The organism is Segatella paludivivens DSM 17968 = JCM 13650 (assembly GCF_000373185.1).
Lineage (GTDB): Bacteria > Bacteroidota > Bacteroidia > Bacteroidales > Bacteroidaceae > Prevotella > Prevotella paludivivens.
In genome coordinates this window covers 74,412-92,135 of the sequence record NZ_KB890686.1, presented here as the reverse complement: position 1 = coordinate 92,135, position 17,724 = coordinate 74,412, and the positions used below count along the sequence as shown (strand labels likewise).

Annotated in this window: 14 protein-coding genes; 10 read left to right on the top strand and 4 right to left on the bottom strand. The window is 38.0% G+C overall.

What is annotated here, in order from left to right; genetic code table 11:
- Together queA and folK are read left to right on the top strand one after the other, a co-directional pair.
- Positions 1-1,167 carry a tRNA preQ1(34) S-adenosylmethionine ribosyltransferase-isomerase QueA gene (gene queA / locus B045_RS0113845; protein WP_018464870.1) on the top strand — a complete coding sequence of 389 codons (1,167 nt, stop codon included), beginning with the start codon at positions 1-3 and terminating at the stop codon, positions 1,165-1,167.
- A gap of 15 nt (positions 1,168-1,182) precedes the next feature.
- Positions 1,183-1,602: a 2-amino-4-hydroxy-6-hydroxymethyldihydropteridine diphosphokinase gene (folK, locus tag B045_RS0113840; RefSeq protein ID WP_025883738.1), complete on the top strand. Its 420-nt coding sequence runs from the start codon at positions 1,183-1,185 to the stop codon at positions 1,600-1,602.
- 99 nt (positions 1,603-1,701) lie between these two features.
- On the opposite strand, the gene rpsO is transcribed toward folK, so the two are convergent.
- A complete protein-coding gene (gene rpsO / locus B045_RS0113835) occupies positions 1,702-1,971 on the bottom strand; it encodes a 30S ribosomal protein S15 (RefSeq protein WP_025883736.1) in 270 nt (89 codons plus the stop codon).
- A 283-nt stretch (positions 1,972-2,254) separates the two neighbouring features.
- Between rpsO and typA the strand changes: the two genes are divergently transcribed.
- The 4 genes from typA to B045_RS14780 are packed head-to-tail and all read left to right on the top strand — an operon-like array spanning position 2,255 to position 5,909.
- Positions 2,255-4,057, top strand: coding sequence for a translational GTPase TypA (gene typA, locus B045_RS0113830; RefSeq protein WP_018464867.1), 1,803 nt, complete (start codon positions 2,255-2,257; stop codon positions 4,055-4,057).
- Positions 4,058-4,076: 19 nt separating this feature from the next.
- Positions 4,077-4,298, top strand: coding sequence for a hypothetical protein (locus tag B045_RS0113825; RefSeq protein WP_018464866.1), 222 nt, complete (start codon positions 4,077-4,079; stop codon positions 4,296-4,298).
- A gap of 49 nt (positions 4,299-4,347) precedes the next feature.
- Positions 4,348-5,040, top strand: coding sequence for a porin family protein (locus tag B045_RS0113820; RefSeq protein ID WP_025883733.1), 693 nt, complete (start codon positions 4,348-4,350; stop codon positions 5,038-5,040).
- An 8-nt stretch (positions 5,041-5,048) separates the two neighbouring features.
- Positions 5,049-5,909: a FimB/Mfa2 family fimbrial subunit gene (locus tag B045_RS14780; RefSeq protein ID WP_018464863.1), complete on the top strand. Its 861-nt coding sequence runs from the start codon at positions 5,049-5,051 to the stop codon at positions 5,907-5,909.
- Between the two features lie 57 nt (positions 5,910-5,966).
- On the opposite strand, the gene B045_RS0113810 is transcribed toward B045_RS14780, so the two are convergent.
- Positions 5,967-6,446: an S-ribosylhomocysteine lyase gene (locus tag B045_RS0113810; RefSeq protein ID WP_025883730.1), complete on the bottom strand. Its 480-nt coding sequence runs from the start codon at positions 6,444-6,446 to the stop codon at positions 5,967-5,969.
- Between the two features lie 2 nt (positions 6,447-6,448).
- A complete protein-coding gene (mtnN, locus tag B045_RS0113805; RefSeq protein WP_018464861.1) occupies positions 6,449-7,090 on the bottom strand; it encodes a 5'-methylthioadenosine/S-adenosylhomocysteine nucleosidase in 642 nt (213 codons plus the stop codon).
- A gap of 371 nt (positions 7,091-7,461) precedes the next feature.
- Between mtnN and asnB the strand changes: the two genes are divergently transcribed.
- From asnB to B045_RS0113790, 3 genes are all read left to right on the top strand, one after another.
- Positions 7,462-9,132 (top strand): asparagine synthase B, encoded by a 1,671-nt coding sequence (gene asnB, locus B045_RS0113800; protein ID WP_018464860.1) that lies wholly within the window; start codon positions 7,462-7,464, stop codon positions 9,130-9,132.
- Positions 9,133-9,175: 43 nt separating this feature from the next.
- Positions 9,176-10,564, top strand: coding sequence for an ammonium transporter (locus B045_RS0113795; RefSeq protein WP_025883728.1), 1,389 nt, complete (start codon positions 9,176-9,178; stop codon positions 10,562-10,564).
- A gap of 208 nt (positions 10,565-10,772) precedes the next feature.
- Positions 10,773-13,265 (top strand): YfhO family protein, encoded by a 2,493-nt coding sequence (locus B045_RS0113790; protein ID WP_018464858.1) that lies wholly within the window; start codon positions 10,773-10,775, stop codon positions 13,263-13,265.
- 83 nt (positions 13,266-13,348) lie between these two features.
- On the opposite strand, the gene B045_RS0113785 is transcribed toward B045_RS0113790, so the two are convergent.
- On the bottom strand, positions 13,349-14,155 hold the full coding sequence (locus B045_RS0113785) for a GSCFA domain-containing protein (RefSeq protein WP_018464857.1): 807 nt from the start codon (positions 14,153-14,155) through the stop codon (positions 13,349-13,351).
- A gap of 208 nt (positions 14,156-14,363) precedes the next feature.
- On the opposite strand from B045_RS0113785, the gene B045_RS0113780 reads away from it, so the two are divergent.
- Positions 14,364-17,387 (top strand): PEP/pyruvate-binding domain-containing protein, encoded by a 3,024-nt coding sequence (locus tag B045_RS0113780; RefSeq protein WP_018464856.1) that lies wholly within the window; start codon positions 14,364-14,366, stop codon positions 17,385-17,387.
- The last annotated feature ends 337 nt before the right edge of the window (positions 17,388-17,724 follow it).

Sequence of the window (17,724 nt, the reverse complement as noted above, 5' to 3'; positions counted from 1 at the left end):
ATGAAGTTATCACAGTTCAAATTTAATCTGAATAAGGAGCAGGTAGCCCTGTATCCTCACAGTTTCACTCGTGAATTCACCAATGATGATGGCACCAAGGAATCTTTCAAGGTGACTCGTCGTGATGAGAGTCGTCTGATGGTGCTTCACAAAAAATCTGGTGAAATAGACATGTTCAAGAAGGATGCCGATGGTAAGCCTATTGAGGGTGAGTATCTGGAATTTCGCAATATACTCGATTATTTCGATGAAGGCGATACCTTCGTTTTCAATGATACTAAGGTTTTCCCTGCACGCCTTTATGGCACGAAGGAGAAGACTGATGCAAAGATAGAGGTGTTTTTGTTGCGCGAACTCAATGAGGAGATGCGTTTGTGGGATGTTCTTGTAGAGCCAGCTCGCAAGATTCGTATTGGAAACAAACTATTCTTTGACGAGACTAGCACAATGGTTGCCGAGGTTATTGATAATACAACTAGCCGTGGTCGTACGCTTCGTTTCCTTTATGATTGTGATCATGATGAGTTCAGAAATGATTTGTTCGCACTAGGAGAGTCTCCATTGCCACGTTATATTATAGATAACCGTGAAAGCAATCACGCTACACCTGAGGATTTGGAAGATTTTCAGACTGTATATGCCAAGAATGAAGGGGCGGTAACAGCTCCAGCTACAGGATTGCATTTTAGTCGTGAATTGATGAAACGTATGGAAATACGTGGTATCAATGACGCTTATATAACTTTGCATTGCGGACTAGGAAACTTTAATCCTATTGAAGTTGAAGATTTGACAAAACACAAGATGGATTCTGAGCAGATGGTTATTACTGCTGAGGCTTGTGATTTGGTAAACAAGACAAAACAAAGCGGACATCATGTTCTTGCCATTGGTACGAGTGTTGTTAAGGCAACTGAAACTGCTGTTGGTACAGACGGTTTGTTGAAAGAATACTCTGGATGGACAAACAGGTTCATCTTCCCTCCATTTGATTTTGGATTGGCAGACTGTATGGTTGCCAACTTCTATCATCCATATTCTACATTACTTATGTCTACAGCTGCTTTTGGTGGTTATGACATAGTTATGGAGTGTTATAAGAAAGCTGCTGCAAACGGTTATATGTTTGGATGCTATGGCGACTCTCTGCTGATACTCAACGATTGATAATTTGTAGCAACATTGGCTTTACATAAAGTTTACCTAGGTTTGGGTTCGAATATTGGAAACCGTAAGCGCAATATGCGTGAGGTTGTTCAATACATGGAAAGCATGATTGGTACTGTTACGTGTCAGTCAGCTCTTTATGAGACTGAGCCATGGGGGTTTGAAAGTCCAAACCTTTTCATAAATATGTGCGTGTGTGTGGAAACACCACTTGCTCCGAGACAGTTGCTGGAGGCAACGCAGGAGATTGAAAAGCGCATGGGAAGAGTTGGAAAGTCGGTAAATCATGAGTATCAAGACCGCATAATAGACATAGACATATTGATTTATGATGATATTACGGTTGATGAACCTGACTTGAAAATTCCTCATCCTTTAATGAAGGAGAGGGATTTTGTAATGACCCCGTTAAATGAGATACTAAAAAAGAAGTAATTGTAGGTTTTGTTATTTTGTATCAAAACCGTAATGATAAAAAAATCCCGCAACTCAATAGAGGTGCGGGATTTTTTTATTCTTAATCCAATAACCAGATTACTTACGAAGACCGAGTTCCTTGATGATAGCACGGTAGCGATTGATATCGCTAGAGTAAAGATAATCAAGCAATGCGCGGCGTTTACCTACAAGCTGAGTCAGTGAACGAGTTGTCACTTTGTCCTTGCGGTTAGCCTTTACATGCTCAGTAAGATGCTTGATACGGAATGTAAAAAGTGCGACCTGACTCTCTGCAGAACCTGTGTCAGTAGCTGACTTACCATACTGGTTGAAGATTTCTTCCTTCTTTGCTTTGTCTAAATACATAGCTGTGAAATTGATTAAATTAAGTTGCATCATTACATCCTTCGGGTGTCAAACTGCCTTAATCACAACAGCCACACTCTCAAATGCATCGGATTCTCCGAAAATGCGCTGCAAAGTTAGCAATAAAACTTAAAAATAAAGTGCGATAATTAGATAGTTTTATCCGTTATAACGTTTTTTAACGTGCCTATGTAAACCATTAGTAATCAATAATGAACATTACTTCAGTTATTTTTTGTAATTTTGCATCGAAATTGTAATTTAGCATATTTAAGGTAAAGAAATGCAAGACATTAGAAACGTTGCAGTAATTGCACACGTCGACCACGGAAAAACAACATTGGTCGACAAAATGATGCTCGCTGGAAAACTCTTCCGTGACGGACAGGATAACAGTGGCGAAGTTCTTGACTCCAATGATTTGGAGCGTGAGCGAGGTATAACCATTCTTTCAAAGAATGTATCAATAAACTGGAAAGGTGTAAAAATCAATATTCTAGATACTCCTGGACACTCTGACTTCGGTGGAGAGGTTGAGCGTGTGCTGAATATGGCAGATGGTTGCCTTTTGCTTGTTGACGCTTTTGAGGGCCCTATGCCTCAGACTCGTTTCGTGTTGCAGAAAGCTTTGCAACTCGGATTGAAGCCAATCGTTGTCGTTAATAAAGTTGATAAGCCAAACTGTCGTCCTGACGAAGTTTATGAAATGGTTTTCGACCTTATGTGCGATCTGAATGCCACTGAAGAGCAGCTTGATTTTAAAGTTGTTTATGGTTCTGCAAAGAACGGTTGGATGGCAGAAGACTGGCAAAAGCCAACAGATAATATTGAATATCTTCTTGATAAGATTATTGAAATTATCCCAGCTCCAAAGCATCTTGACGGAACTCCTCAGATGTTGATTACTTCTCTTGACTATTCTAGTTATACAGGTCGTATAGCTGTAGGTCGTGTTCACCGTGGTGAATTGAAGAATGGTATGAACATCACAATCTGTCATCGTGACGGAACTAAGGAAAAAACCAAAATTAAGGAATTGCGTACTTTCGAAGGTATGGGTCACAAGCCTACCGACGTAGTAAAAAGTGGTGATATCTGTGCTGTTGTTGGTTTGGAGCGTTTTGAGATTGGTGATACTATCGCAGACTGGGAAAATCCAGAGGCATTGCCACCTATCGCTGTTGATGAGCCTACAATGAGTATGCTTTTCACGATTAATGATTCTCCATTCTTTGGTAAGGAAGGTAAGTTCTGTACTAGCCGTCATATCAATGAACGTTTGCAGAAAGAACTAGAAAAGAATCTAGCTTTGCGTGTACGTCCTTACGAGGATTCAACCGATAAATGGGTTGTTAGTGGTCGTGGTGTACTTCACCTTAGTGTACTTGTTGAGACAATGCGCCGTGAAGGATATGAACTTCAGGTTGGTCAGCCACAGGTAATCTATAAGGAAATTGATGGCGTTAAGTGTGAACCTATTGAGGAACTCACAATCAACGTTCCACAAGACTATTCTAGTAAGATGGTTGATATGGTAACTCGCCGTAAGGGTGAATTGACTGGTATGGACACTGAAGGTGATCGTGTAAATATTACATTTGATATTCCTTCACGTGGTATCATTGGTCTTCGTACCAATGTACTTACTGCAAGTCAGGGTGAGGCTATCATGGCACATATTTATAAGGAGTATCAGCCATACAAGGGTGAAATCACACGCCGTTTGAACGGTTCAATGATTGCCATGGAGACAGGTACTTCATTTGCTTATTCAATTGATAAACTTCAGGATCGTGGTAAATTCTTTATTGACGCAGGAGAAGAAGTTTATTATGGTCAGGTTGTAGGTGAGCATATTCATGATAATGACCTAGTTATCAATGTAACAAAGGCAAAGCAGCTTACTAACGTGCGTGCCAGTGGTAGTGATGACAAGGCTCGTGTAATTCCAAAGACTGTGATGAGTCTTGAGGAATGTCTAGAATACATCAAGGAAGATGAATATGTAGAGGTAACTCCTAAGAATATGCGTATTCGTAAGGTCATCCTTGATCACCAGGAGCGTAAGCGTTCAAATAAGATTTAATATTTAATAGATCTATATTATGACTGGATTATACATTTTTATAGCACTTATAGTAGTTGCCCTGATAGGATGGGGGATTGCTGAATTGAAGAGCCGTACAATAACATTCGAGCATTCTGAAGCTGAAAAGGAAGAGGCAGAACTCATTCATAAAGAACAGGAAGAACGCGGATTTAAAGAGCAGAATCTTAAGGATTTGTTAGCTCATAACAGTACAAAAGGTTACAATGCAGTAGATTAAATGCAATAAATTCAATATCAAGGCGTTTCATAATAAAATACTTTTTATTATGAAGCGCTTTTTCTTTTTATTATCTCTTTGTGCAACGACAGTTTTTTGCAGTGCGCAAAGCCGTGTTGGAACATTTTCAATCATTCCAAAGGTTGGTGTATGTCTGTCTGATATGACAAACAATGATTTCATTATTGGGAAGAATACTGCTTGTTCGCCAAAATACAAAGCCGGTTTTACTGGTGGAATAGAGGCTGAATATCAGTTGACCTCACCGTTAAGTGTGTCATTGGCTGCATTATATACAATGCAGGGCTGCCGTTATCTTGACGAGAGCGGATTAAGTGCTTCGTCATCTGTAAACTATGAAGGTTATGCAGATCATACGGTGAACTTAAATGTCATAAATGTTCCGCTTACATTGAATTATTATGTGGCAGATGGATTGGCTATTAAAGCTGGTTTGCAGATGGGCTTTCCTGTAGACACTAATGAAAAATACGAAGTAACCCCTTTCACTATAAATGAACGTACGGGAGAGCATTCTTATGGTACGATGGTGAAACATGATGAAAATACCAATGATAAATATAAGAGTGTTGATGTGTCAATACCGTTGGGTGTATCTTATGAATACATGCATGTTGTAGTTGACGCAAGATATAATATAGGTGTAACTAAAAATAACAAGGTGAATGATTCCAAAAGCAACTTTTTTGCGTTGACTGTGGGATATAAATTTGATATGTAAAATAGATAATGACTAAATTAATAAATACTTTAATACTAATAATACTTATTTTTACACAGACTTCTTGCGAGCGGGTAAGTTTTGATAAGTCTGATGTTGAGAACAAAGATGGTTTTGAACTTAATTTCCATGTAGGAAATATTGATACTCGTGGTATCGTAGATGTATCGAAAGTGTGCAATAAGATAAACTTTGCCGTCTATGACAGTATTGGGGATAGGGTGAAATCTATTAGTCAATGTTCTGATAACGATAATGATTTTGGCACTATAAAAGTGTCACTCCCAGAAGGGAACTATATGGTTGTGGCTTTAGCGCATAATTGTAGCTCGAATGCTTCAATGACAAACATGAATAGAATAACCTTTAACGGAAAAGTGACTGATACATTCGTTTATAGTGAAGACATCAATGTAAAGGGAAACTCTGATTATCAGATGACTCTTAAAAGATGCGTCGCAAAGATATTGTTCACGATCAAGGATAAGGTTCCTGAGGATGTCAAACAAATAAAGTTCTTTTATACTGGCGGTAGTAGTACCCTTGATGGTGCCAGTGGTATGGGATGTGTTAACTCACGACAGACAGAGATACGGAATGTTGATGTGGATGCTCGTGCCGATTCCTCAGTTTATGAATTATACACCTTTCCTCAAGATGCGACCAGTAGTCTGAGCATAACCGTTTCATGCCTTGACGGTGTAGGAAATACTATTTATGAACGGATCTTTGATGATGTGAAAATTTCACTTTGTGGTGTTACCACATGTACGGGAAATCTGTTTGCTACAGATGTAAACAGTTCTACAAAAGGAGTTGTTTTGAAAGCTGATGACGAATGGATTGATGGAGGAATATATAAGTTTTGATGAAAAATAGTAAGTTGGCAATTATAATGAAATTGCCAACTTGCCAATAACAATAGTTTACTTAGGGTATACCATGTTTTCTTCTTTGATATTATTTAATACTTCGTGCAGATATTTTGCTGCTTCGTATTTTGCCATAGGAAGATCATGAAGAAGATAATTGCCACAGTCCTTTGCCGCAGCTCCTGGAATGTTTCCTTCAAAGTCGGCTACAAACTTAAATGTTCTCTTCATTAATTCAACAATATCCTTGCTCTGAACGTCTCCCTTGACTAGTAGGTAATTGCCAGTGAGGCACCCCATAGGTCCCCAGTATATTATGCGGTCTTTCCATTCTGCATCATTGCGCAAATATGTTGCAGCAAGATGTTCAATAGTATGTATTGCTCCATTATGCAATACAGGTTCTCTGTTAGGTTCCTTCATTCTAATGTCAAAAGTAGTGATAGTCTCATTACCGACATTATCCTTGCGGCTAACGTAAATGCCACGAAGAAGTGCTTCGTGATTTATTGTAAAACTTGGTATTTTATCCATAATCATTTATTTATTGCGTCAATAAAACTTTTTGTAACTTCGAAACTTCCCTCAGCCATACGGTCCCAGAAGTCGAAATACATTTGTGCCTTGTTGTCTTTAAGTGGAACATCACTTATTATTCTGAAACTGATAAATGGTGTACCGAAGATATGGCATGTTTGTGCTATGCTGCAGCTCTCCATGTCTACAGCTGTAGAAGTAGGGAACTTTTCCATTATCTGTGTCATCTTTTCTTGGCTGTCAACAAACCACTCTCCGCTTACAGTAAGTCCCTTCTTTATTTTAAGTTCTCCGTGATTTAGCTTTAAAGCCACACTTACCAAATTTTCAGGTGCTTTGAAACGTGCCGGCATACCGAGAATCTGTCCAAATTCGCAGTTGTCTCCACAATATGCGTCATGGTATGTACATTCTTCTGCAACAACAACATCCCCTACATTCAGTGTAGTGTCGGCTCCGCCAGCGCATCCTGTTGAAATAATCAGGTCAGGATGATGCTCGGATATCATCTTTGTTGCACCAATAGCAGAATTAACCTTACCAATGCCGCATTTCTGAATTATGATATTTTCATCATTATGAAACACTTTCTCCAGTTGTGCGAATTCTTTATCCATCGCAACTATAATTCCTATCTTCATCTTTTATATATTTTCTTTGGTGCAAAGTTAATAAAAACCTCATCTTATGAACAAATAAATTATTGTTATTTATAGTTATTGTGCACCAGCGTCTATCATTTGAGGATAAATACATAAATGTTTTATGCATTTATATGTTCCTTTGATACATAAAAAATCTTCATTTTGAAGCTTTATTTCATTTTAATACTATTTATGCTTTAATAGCGCCGAATTGTAACTACCAGACATCTGTGACCTTACAGTTTTACACTTTCTGCCTATTTTAATATCTTTTTGTATTGTGTTTTGCCTTTTTTGCTATCGTTTTGCTAACTTTGCAGCATAAATAGCAAACAAATTGTAACCAATAAACAGTAGAACATATTATTATGTGTGGAATCGTAGCAATATTTAATATTAAAGAGCAAACTTCTGAACTAAGACAGAAAGCTTTGCGTATGAGTCAAAAAATTCGTCATCGCGGTCCGGATTGGAATGGAATTTATTGTGGCTGTTCCGCGATTCTAGCTCATGAAAGATTATCAATTGTAGATCCTGAATCAGGAAAACAACCTTTATTCAGCCCAGACAAGAAACAGATTCTCGCGGTGAATGGTGAAATCTACAATCATCATGATATAAGAAAACAATATGCGGGTAAGTATCAGTTCCAAACAGGAAGTGATTGCGAAGTCATCCTTGCTTTATATCGAGAAAAAGGAATAGATTTTCTTGAGGATATAAGTGGTATTTTTGCATTTGCACTTTATGATGCAGAAAAGGATGAGTTCCTTATTGCTCGTGATCCAATGGGAGTCATACCTCTTTATATAGGATATGATGACGACGGAAAAGTTTATGTAGCAAGTGAACTTAAAGCTCTTGAAGGCAATTGTGACAGATATGAGGTGTTTTTGCCAGGACATTATTATAGCAGTCGTGAAGGTAAGATGAAACGTTATTATACACGCGATTGGATGGATTATGATAATGTGAAAGACAATAAGGCTAGTGTTAAGGAGATTCACGATGGTCTGGAGGATGCTGTAAAGCGCCAGCTTATGAGTGATGTTCCTTATGGCGTTTTGCTTTCTGGTGGATTAGATTCTTCTGTTATTAGTGCTGTCGCTGAGAAATTTTCTCAGAATAGAGTAGAGGATAACGGTTCTACAAAGGCATGGTGGCCAAGACTTCATTCTTTTGCTGTAGGATTAAAGAACGCTCCTGATTTAGCTAAGGCTAAGTTGGTGGCAGATCATATAGGAACAGTTCATCATGAAATTAACTACACCATACAGGAAGGTCTTGACGCAATACGTGACGTTATATATTTCATAGAAACTTATGATGTTACTACTGTCAGAGCTTCAACCCCAATGTACCTTTTGGCAAGAGTGATAAAGAGTATGGGTATAAAAATGGTTTTATCTGGTGAGGGCGCTGATGAAATTTTCGGTGGATATCTTTATTTCCATAAGGCACCTTCGGCAAAGGCTTTCCATGAAGAGACTGTTAGAAAATTGTCTAAACTTTATATGTATGATTGTCTTCGCGCCAACAAGAGTCTTGCTGCATGGGGAGTAGAGGGTCGTGTGCCATTCCTTGACAAAGAATTTCTTGATATCGCAATGCGAACAAATCCAGAAGCAAAGATGTGTCCTGGACAGACGATGGAGAAGAAAATCGTAAGAGAAGGCTTTGCTGATATGCTGCCGGCAGAGGTAGCTTGGAGACAAAAGGAACAGTTTAGTGACGGAGTAGGATATTCATGGATAGACACTTTGAAGAAAATAACGTCAGATCAGGTTAGTGATGAGCAGATGGAACATGCGGAAGAGCGATTCCCTATTAATCCTCCACGCAATAAAGAAGAATATTATTACCGTTCTATATTTGCAGAACATTTCCCAAGTGACAGCGCTGCACTTACTGTGCCAAGTGTACCGAGTGTTGCTTGCAGTACGGCAGAGGCCCTTGCATGGGATGAGGCTTTTAAAAATATGAATGACCCTAGCGGAAGGGCAGTTACCGGGATACATGAGCAGGCTTATAAAGATTGATTAGAATTTTATTATAATTATGGTATACAATACAAACAGAGTAATGAAAAAGAGATGGATAATACTTATGCTCTCAATGGTTATTATTGCCATTTCAGGGCTTTTCGTAGGTGAACCTTCGTTCAAATGTGATTTCTCAAAGATTAATGCCGCAGATGTTGCATGGCTTATCACTTCAACAATCTTCGTGCTAATGATGACTCCAGGACTGTCATTCTTCTATGGTGGAATGGTTGGAGCTAAGAATGTTATTTCAACGATGCTTCAAAGTTTCATCGCGATGGGACTTATCAGTATCCTTTGGGTAGTTTTTGGATTCAGCCTTGCTTTTGGTGATGATATTGGAGGTATTATAGGTAATCCATTGACGTTCTTAATGTTTAAGCATGTTGGAGCAGGAGTCTATATGACAGCTACTGGTAAAGTACTTGGTGGTGCTACTATCCCTCTTGCTTTGTTTGCTTTGTTCCAAATGAAATTCGCTATTATAACACCTTCTTTGATTACAGGATCTTTTGCCGAACGTGTTAGATTTTCTGGCTACCTGTTCTTCATGATATTCTTCTTCGTTATGATTTATTGTCCGCTGGCCCACATGACATGGCATCCTGATGGCTTATTCCTGAAATGGGGAGTTGTCGATTTTGCGGGTGGTATTGTGGTTCATGCATCTTCTGGTGTGGCGGCTTTGGCAGGAGCTATATTCTTAGGACGCAGAAAGAAGTCAACTATAGACGCAGAACCAGCAAATATTCCATTTGTATTACTTGGTGCAGCATTACTTTGGCTTGGATGGTTTGGATTTAACGCTGGAAGTTCACTTCATGCAGATGGTACAGCAGTTAAGGCATTCCTTAATACAAACACTGCAAGTGCAACAGCGATGATGACATGGATATTCTTTGATTGTCTTCGTGGACGTAAACCTTCTGCTATGGGTGCTGCTGTTGGATGTGTTGTCGGTCTTGTCGCCATTACTCCTTCTGCTGGATATGTAACTGTTGGACAGAGTATCTTTATTTCTTTTGTTATAACAATCATATGTAATATTGCAGTTTATTGGCGCAGTCATTCTAGAATTGATGATGCCTTAGACGTATTCCCAACTCATGGAACTGGTGGTATTTTCGGTACAGTTCTTACAGGTATATTCATCCAAGGTGGATTAATATCTGGAACTTGGGCTGGTTTTATAGTATTCCTCTATCACATATTGGCCGTTGTAATCGTATTTGTTTATACTTTTGGTATGAGCTATTTCGGATATTGGCTTATAGATAAAATGATTCCAATGCGAGTAAGTTCTCAAAGTGAGGAAATAGGTCTAGACCTTAGTCAGCACGACGAACATTATGGACTTGCACATGTTGGAGAACGTGAATTAGCAGAATATGAAGAACACATAAAAACAAAGAATGAGAATAGACAATAGAGTTTAATTTTGGTTTTTTGTACATACGGGGCATAACGATAAAGTTATGTCCCGTATGTTTTTTTATTATGTTTAGCATGTATCATTAATAGCTGTTGAAGATTGGTGTTGTGTTAAGATAAAAAATGGACAAAATCGTTTTGTTCTCTTCAATATTTGCACTATCTTTGCATGCAGATATCAAAATATAAACGTTTATACAAATATAATGGAAACTTTAAAGAAATATCTGCCGGACCTCCTGGTTGTGGTAGTTTTTGCAATTATCTCTTTTGCCTATTTCTTTCCTGCTGATACAGAAGGACGAATTTTGTATCGCCATGATGCTTCAGCTGGACGTGGTGCAGGTCAGGAACAAAGCGAATATCATGACCGTACAGGTAAGATAACACGATGGTCTAATTCTACATTTAGTGGAATGCCAACTTATCAGACTGCACCAACTTATCAGAGTACAAGTTTTTTGCAGCAGGCTATTAAGGCATATCATTTGTGGTTGCCTGAGAACGTATGGTATGTTTTTGCATATCTTTTGGGTTTCTATATTCTTCTTCGCGCTTTTGATTTCAGACAATCGCTTGCGGCTTTGGGTTCTGTTATTTGGGCCTTCTCATCCTATTTCTTTATCATTATAGCAGCAGGACATATATGGAAGGTGATGGCTCTTGCTTATCTTCCGCCTATGATAGCTGGAGTTGTGCTTTCGTATCGAAAGAAGTATCTCTGGGGATTTATAGTTACCGCGATTTTCTCTGCGTTTGAGGTCGCTGCAAATCATGTGCAGATGACATATTACTTCTTGTTTGTAATATTCTTCATGATTATCGCATATCTAGTAGAGGCTATAAAACAAAAGAATTTAAAGCATTTCGGAAAGGCTACGTTAGCATGTGCTGCCGGTGCCCTCATCGGAATAATGCTTAATATATCCAATCTTTACCATACATGGCAATACTCTCAGGAGAGTATGAGAGGTAAAAGTGAATTGGTAAAGAAGAATACAGCTAACCAAACAAACAGTGGGCTTGATCGTGACTATATAACTCAATGGAGTTATGGTATTGATGAAACTTGGACATTACTTGTGCCAAACACTAAAGGTGGTGCTTCTGTGCCATTAGCAGCAAATGCCAAGGCTATGGAAAAGGCTGATCCTAATTTCATGCAGATATATCAGCAAATGGGTCAGTATTGGGGCGAACAACCTGGAACAAGTGGACCTGTATATGTAGGTGCATTTGTGCTTATGTTGTTTATACTAGGAATGTTTATTGTAAGAGGACCTATGAAATGGGCTTTACTTGGTGCCACGGTATTAAGTATCCTGTTGTCGTGGGGACGAAACTTAATGCCTTTCACAAACTTTTTCATAGACTATATACCGATGTATAGTAAGTTCCGAACGGTTGCGTCGATTCTTGTAATTGCCGAATTCACGATACCGCTGCTTGCAATGCTCACTTTAAAGAAGATAGTTGATGAACCAGAGATTCTTAAGAGCAAGATAAAGTTTGTCTATATTAGTTTTGGACTTACAGCTGGTGTTGCATTACTTTTTGCAATTATGCCTAATGTATTCTTCTCAGACTTCATTTCTTCATCAGAAATGCAGGCTCTAAAGAGTATTCCGGCAGAATATATAGGTCCTTTGGAGACTAATTTGCGTAGTATCCGTGAAAATATATTTACGTCAGATTGTTGGCGCTCATTCTGGATTATCGTTATCGGTTCTTTCTTCTTGTTCCTTTTCAAGTTAGGCAAACTAAAGGCTCAGTATATGATAGGTGCTATTACCTTGCTTTGTCTTATTGATATGTGGCAGGTAAACAAGCGTTATCTTAATGATGACATGTTTGTAGAACAGAGTGTTCGTGAACAGGCACCGGCAATGACGGCAACTGATAAACAGATTCTTCAGGATAAGAGTTTGGATTATCGTGTGCTGAATTTGTCTACCAACACATTTAATGAGAACGAAACAAGTTATTATCATAAGAGTATTGGTGGATATCATGCTGCAAAACTTCGTCGCTATCAAGAACTGATAGAGGCTTATATCAGTCCTGAAATGCAGAAACTGATGCCTGCAATATCAACCGCTGGAGGTGATATGACAAAGGTTAGCGGTGACAGCATCTTCCCAATACTTAATATGCTCAATGCAAAATACTTTATTGTTCCTTTGCAGGGTAATCAGACGGTAGCAATACAGAATCCTTATGTGTATGGTAACGCTTGGTTTGTTGACAAAGTTGATTATGTAGACAATGCAAATCAGGAAATAGATCAAGTTGCAAAAATAGACCTTCGCCATGAGGCTGTTGCTGATTCTAAATTCAAGAAACAACTTGGACAGTCTAAACCGCAAGACAGTACGTCTTTGGTTAAGATTACTTCATACGAGCCAAACAAGTTGTGTTATGATGTGAAGAGTGCAACAGGTGGAGTAGTTGTATTCTCAGAAATATACTATCCTGAATGGACTGCGACTGTTGATGGTAAACCTGTAGAACTAGGTCGTGCGAACTATGTGCTCCGCGCATTGAATGTTGCACCAGGAAGTCATAAGGTTGTGCTTACATTCTATCCGAAGAGTGTCGACCAGACTGAGACTATTGCTTATGTTTCTTATTTGATACTTCTGCTTGTAGTTTTGCTTACGGTATATATAGAACGTAAAAAACAAAAGAAAACGCTCTAGTATTCTACATTAAATAATAAAAGTCTGCATTGTATCATATTGATAACAATGCAGACTTTTTCTTTTTAAAGTATCTTGTTTACCTATTTGTTAATGCCCCATTTCTTTACCAATAAATCGTATTTATTCTTTGCTTCTGCAATAAATCTTTTATATTCATCTCCTTCTGGATTGAAGGGCTTGTGGTTTAATGCTTCTTTTATCGGCTTCCATTCATTTAGAAACTTATTCGTGTCATCGCCAAAATAGATTTCAGCAAATCGTTCCCATATATATTCAACAGCTTGATCGCTAGGATGTAGCATGTCTTCTTTGTAGAAGCGATAGTCACGCAGTTCGTCATTAACTATTTCGTAGGCAGGAAAATAATCCACGTGTTCCTCTTTTGACAGTCGGTCTGCAGCTAGCAACAAAGTTGCCTTACTGAGTTGACTCTCGTGATATCCGTATTTACGATACCGGATAGGACTTACTGTAACAATAATTCTAATGTCTCGATTCTTAGACATCAATCTCATAACTGCTTTGCGTAGATAGTTGTAACATTCATCTGTAGACAATACTTTCTCGGTAAATAGTTTTTGTGACTTTTTCATGCAATTGTCTACAATCTCACCAGTCTCATTTAAAATATAAACATGGTTTGTGCCTAGAGTAAGGAAAGCCTTATCTGGCTTGTTTTCGGACTCTTCACAAAATCTTTCAACAGTATGCAGAATGCTCGCCGGATTATACATTACACCATATGGATTTATATCTGTATTGAATTTCTCCTCATGAAATCTTTTGCCAATATTCTCAGCAAAGCATGAACCCACGAAAAGCATTCTTTCACAAGGATGAATTGTCCATGATGATTTAGTTATGTTTACTTTTGTTGTAAATTCCATAATCTTGATTTTTTGTCCGTTACGTTCTAGTCTTATTTATTCTGCCTCCTGTGAATGAAAGTATTGCAAGAGAGTGAGCATAGTTTGAATTATGCTATTTAAATCAGTTTCTCTAGTGTGCAAAGATAACAAAAATACAATTAATTTTTCATTGTATTGCCAATTATTAATGTTATATTTGCAGTTATAATGCAAACTATAAACAACCATGGAAAGTAAAATACCCCATGAATTTAATAAGTTTTATCTGAAAGATGTAACGTTCGCGAATCTTATGATGAGGCGCATATATAGCGTACTCATAGTTGCCAATCCTTATGATGCATTCATGTTGGAGGATGACGGACGTGTGGAAGAAAAAATATATAATGAGTATATGGAGCTAGGACTTAGATATCCACCAACATTTACTCAGGTATCAACGACTGATGAGGCTGCTAAAGTTCTTAATACAACTAATATAGATTTGGTGATTTGTATGCCAGGTAATGCAGATAATGATGCTTTCACTGTGGCAAGAGATATAAAAGGTATGTTTTCGGATATACCATGCGTTGTACTTACACCTTTTTCTCATGGTATTACTAAAAGAATGCAGAACGAGGATTTAAGTATCTTCGATTATGTATTCTGTTGGCTAGGAAATACTAATCTTATTCTATCAATAATAAAACTTCTTGAAGATAAGATGAATCTAGAGCATGACACCAAGGAAAGTGGTGTGCAGATGATATTGCTAGTGGAGGATAGTATTCGTTTTTACTCTTCGATATTACCCAATTTATATAGTTACATACTTGCTCAAAGTAAGCGTTTTGCCACAGAGGCGCTTAACAGACATCAGTCAACGCTTCGTATGCGTGGACGTCCTAAAGTTGTGCTTGCACGTACTTATGAGGAAGCGATGAATATATATAATAAGTTTGCTGATAATTGTATAGGCGTAATCAGTGACGCACGTTTCCCGATGAGGGAGATTTCTCCTAAAGAAAATGTGTTGCAACCATCTCCATTGCGTGACTCTGCTGTTTATAAAGATCCTGAAGCTGGGTTGAAATTGTTGCGTGCTATTCGTAAACGTGATGAGTATGTTGCACTAATAATGGAAAGCTCAGAATGCAAATACCGTGAAAAGGCAGAAGCAGAGTATTTTCGTTTCGTTGACAAAAATTCCAAGACAATGAGTCTTGACTTGCGTCGAATAATGGAAGAGCACATGGGATTTGGCGATTTCATCTTCCGCGATCCAACTACTCACGAAGAAGTAATGAGGATAAGATCATTGAAGGAATTGCAAGATAATATTTTTAAGATACCAAATGCTTCAATGCTTTATCATGTAAGTCGTAATCACATGAGCCGTTGGCTTAGTGCACGTGCTATATTCCCTGTGTCGCAGTTTCTTAAAAATGTCACTTGGCATAAATTGCAGGATGTAGATGCTCATAGACAGATAATTTTTGATGCCATAGTGAAGTATCGCCACATGAAAAATATTGGAGTTGTTGCTGTATTCGATAGAATGAAATACGACCGTTATGCACATTTTGCACGTATCGGTGAAGGTTCTCTAGGAGGTAAAGGACGTGGTTTAGCTTTCCTTGATAATGTTATAAAGACACATTCTGAATTCAATCAATATTCAGGTGCATCAGTGCAGATACCAAAAACGGTAGTTCTTTGTACTGATATATTTGATCAGTTTATGGAACAAAACCATCTTTATCAAATAGCACTTAGTGATGCACCAGATGATGAGATATTACAGCATTTTCTTAGAGCACAACTTCCTGATTCGTTGATCGCAGATTTTTTTACGTTCTTCGATGCGACCAAAAGTCCTATTGCTGTGAGATCATCAAGTTTGCTTGAAGATAGTCATTATCAGCCTTTTGCCGGTATATACAATACTTATATGATACCAAATACTGCAGACAAGTACCTGATGTTACAGATGCTTGCAGCCGCAATAAAAAGTGTATATGCTTCTGTGTACTATCGTGATTCAAAAGCATATATGACCGCAACGAGTAATGTTATCGATCAAGAGAAAATGTCAGTTATCTTGCAGGAGGTCGTCGGCCATCAATATGGAAATCATTTTTATCCTAATATTAGTGGTGTATTGCGTTCAATCAACTATTATCCAGTTGGGAATGAAACTGCTGAAGATGGTATTGCTTCTTTAGCTTTGGGACTTGGAAAGTATATTGTCGATGGTGGACAGACGTTGCGGGTCTCTCCTTATCATCCTGATCAAGTGATGCAGACAAGTGAAGTTGAAACTGCTTTACGCGAAACCCAGACCCAATTCTATGCGTTAGATATGTCTGATGTCGGAAGTGACTTCAAGGTTGATGATGGATTTAATATTCTAAAATTGAAAGTAAAGGATGCAGAGCATGATAAATCTCTGAATTATATTGTTTCTACTTTTGATCCCTACGATCAGATTATTAATGACGGTTTGTATGAGGGAGGACGCAAGATTATATCATTTGCCGGTGTACTTCAACAGGATGTTTTTCCTTTGCCAGAGATCTTGCAGTTATCTATGAAGTATGGTTCCAGTGCGATGCGTCGTCCTATTGAGATAGAATTCGCATGCAATATAAATGAAAACAAAACTGGTGAGTTTTATTTGTTGCAGATTCGTCCTATCGTGGAAACAAAGGGAGTATTAGAAACCGATATTATGAAAATTCCTGATGATAGCTGCCTGTTACGTTCACATAACTCATTAGGACATGGCGTAAGTGATGATGTTGTTGATGTTGTCTACGTGAAATACGATGATAATTTTTCGGCGATGAATAATTATTATGTAGCAGATGATATCGAAAGAATAAATAGAAAGTTCCTTGCTGAAGCTAAAAACTATGTGCTTATCGGACCTGGACGTTGGGGATCAAGTGACCATTATCTTGGAGTTCCAGTGAAATGGCCGCATATATCTGCTGCACGTATAATAGTTGAACTGGCCTTAAAAAACTATCATGTAGATCCTAGTCAGGGAACACATTTTTTTCAAAATCTAACCTCTTTTGGTGTAGGCTATTTTACGATAGACTGCAATTCCGAATGCGGAGGCTTTATACGTAAGGATGTTCTTGATGCTATGCCAGCAATAGAAGAAACGGATTATGTACGTCACGTAAAGTTTGATAAACCTTTGAAGATAATGATGGATGGCATGAAGCAGGAAGGTGCTGTGGTAATAAACGAATCATAATAAATTAAATGAAAAATGGCTATCGAAACGCTTGGTTGATGTAAATCAAAAAAATAATATGGTCAATAAAATCTGCTCAGGTTTATTTGGCTTTTGAATAAAACTGTTATACCTTTGCACCATGTTTTTCATGGTATTAGATTTAAGGTTAACAAAGGTTGGGACTCAGCGGAGCCCCTTTTTTTATGCCTTATGCTTTAATTGTCTTAAAAACACCAATAAAAGTTTTAATAAATTGTAAAAATAACACTATATAATATGCGATGTTTGGATTTTAATGTAAATCTGAATATATTTGCACCATGTTTTTCATAGTATTAGATTTAAGGTTAACAAG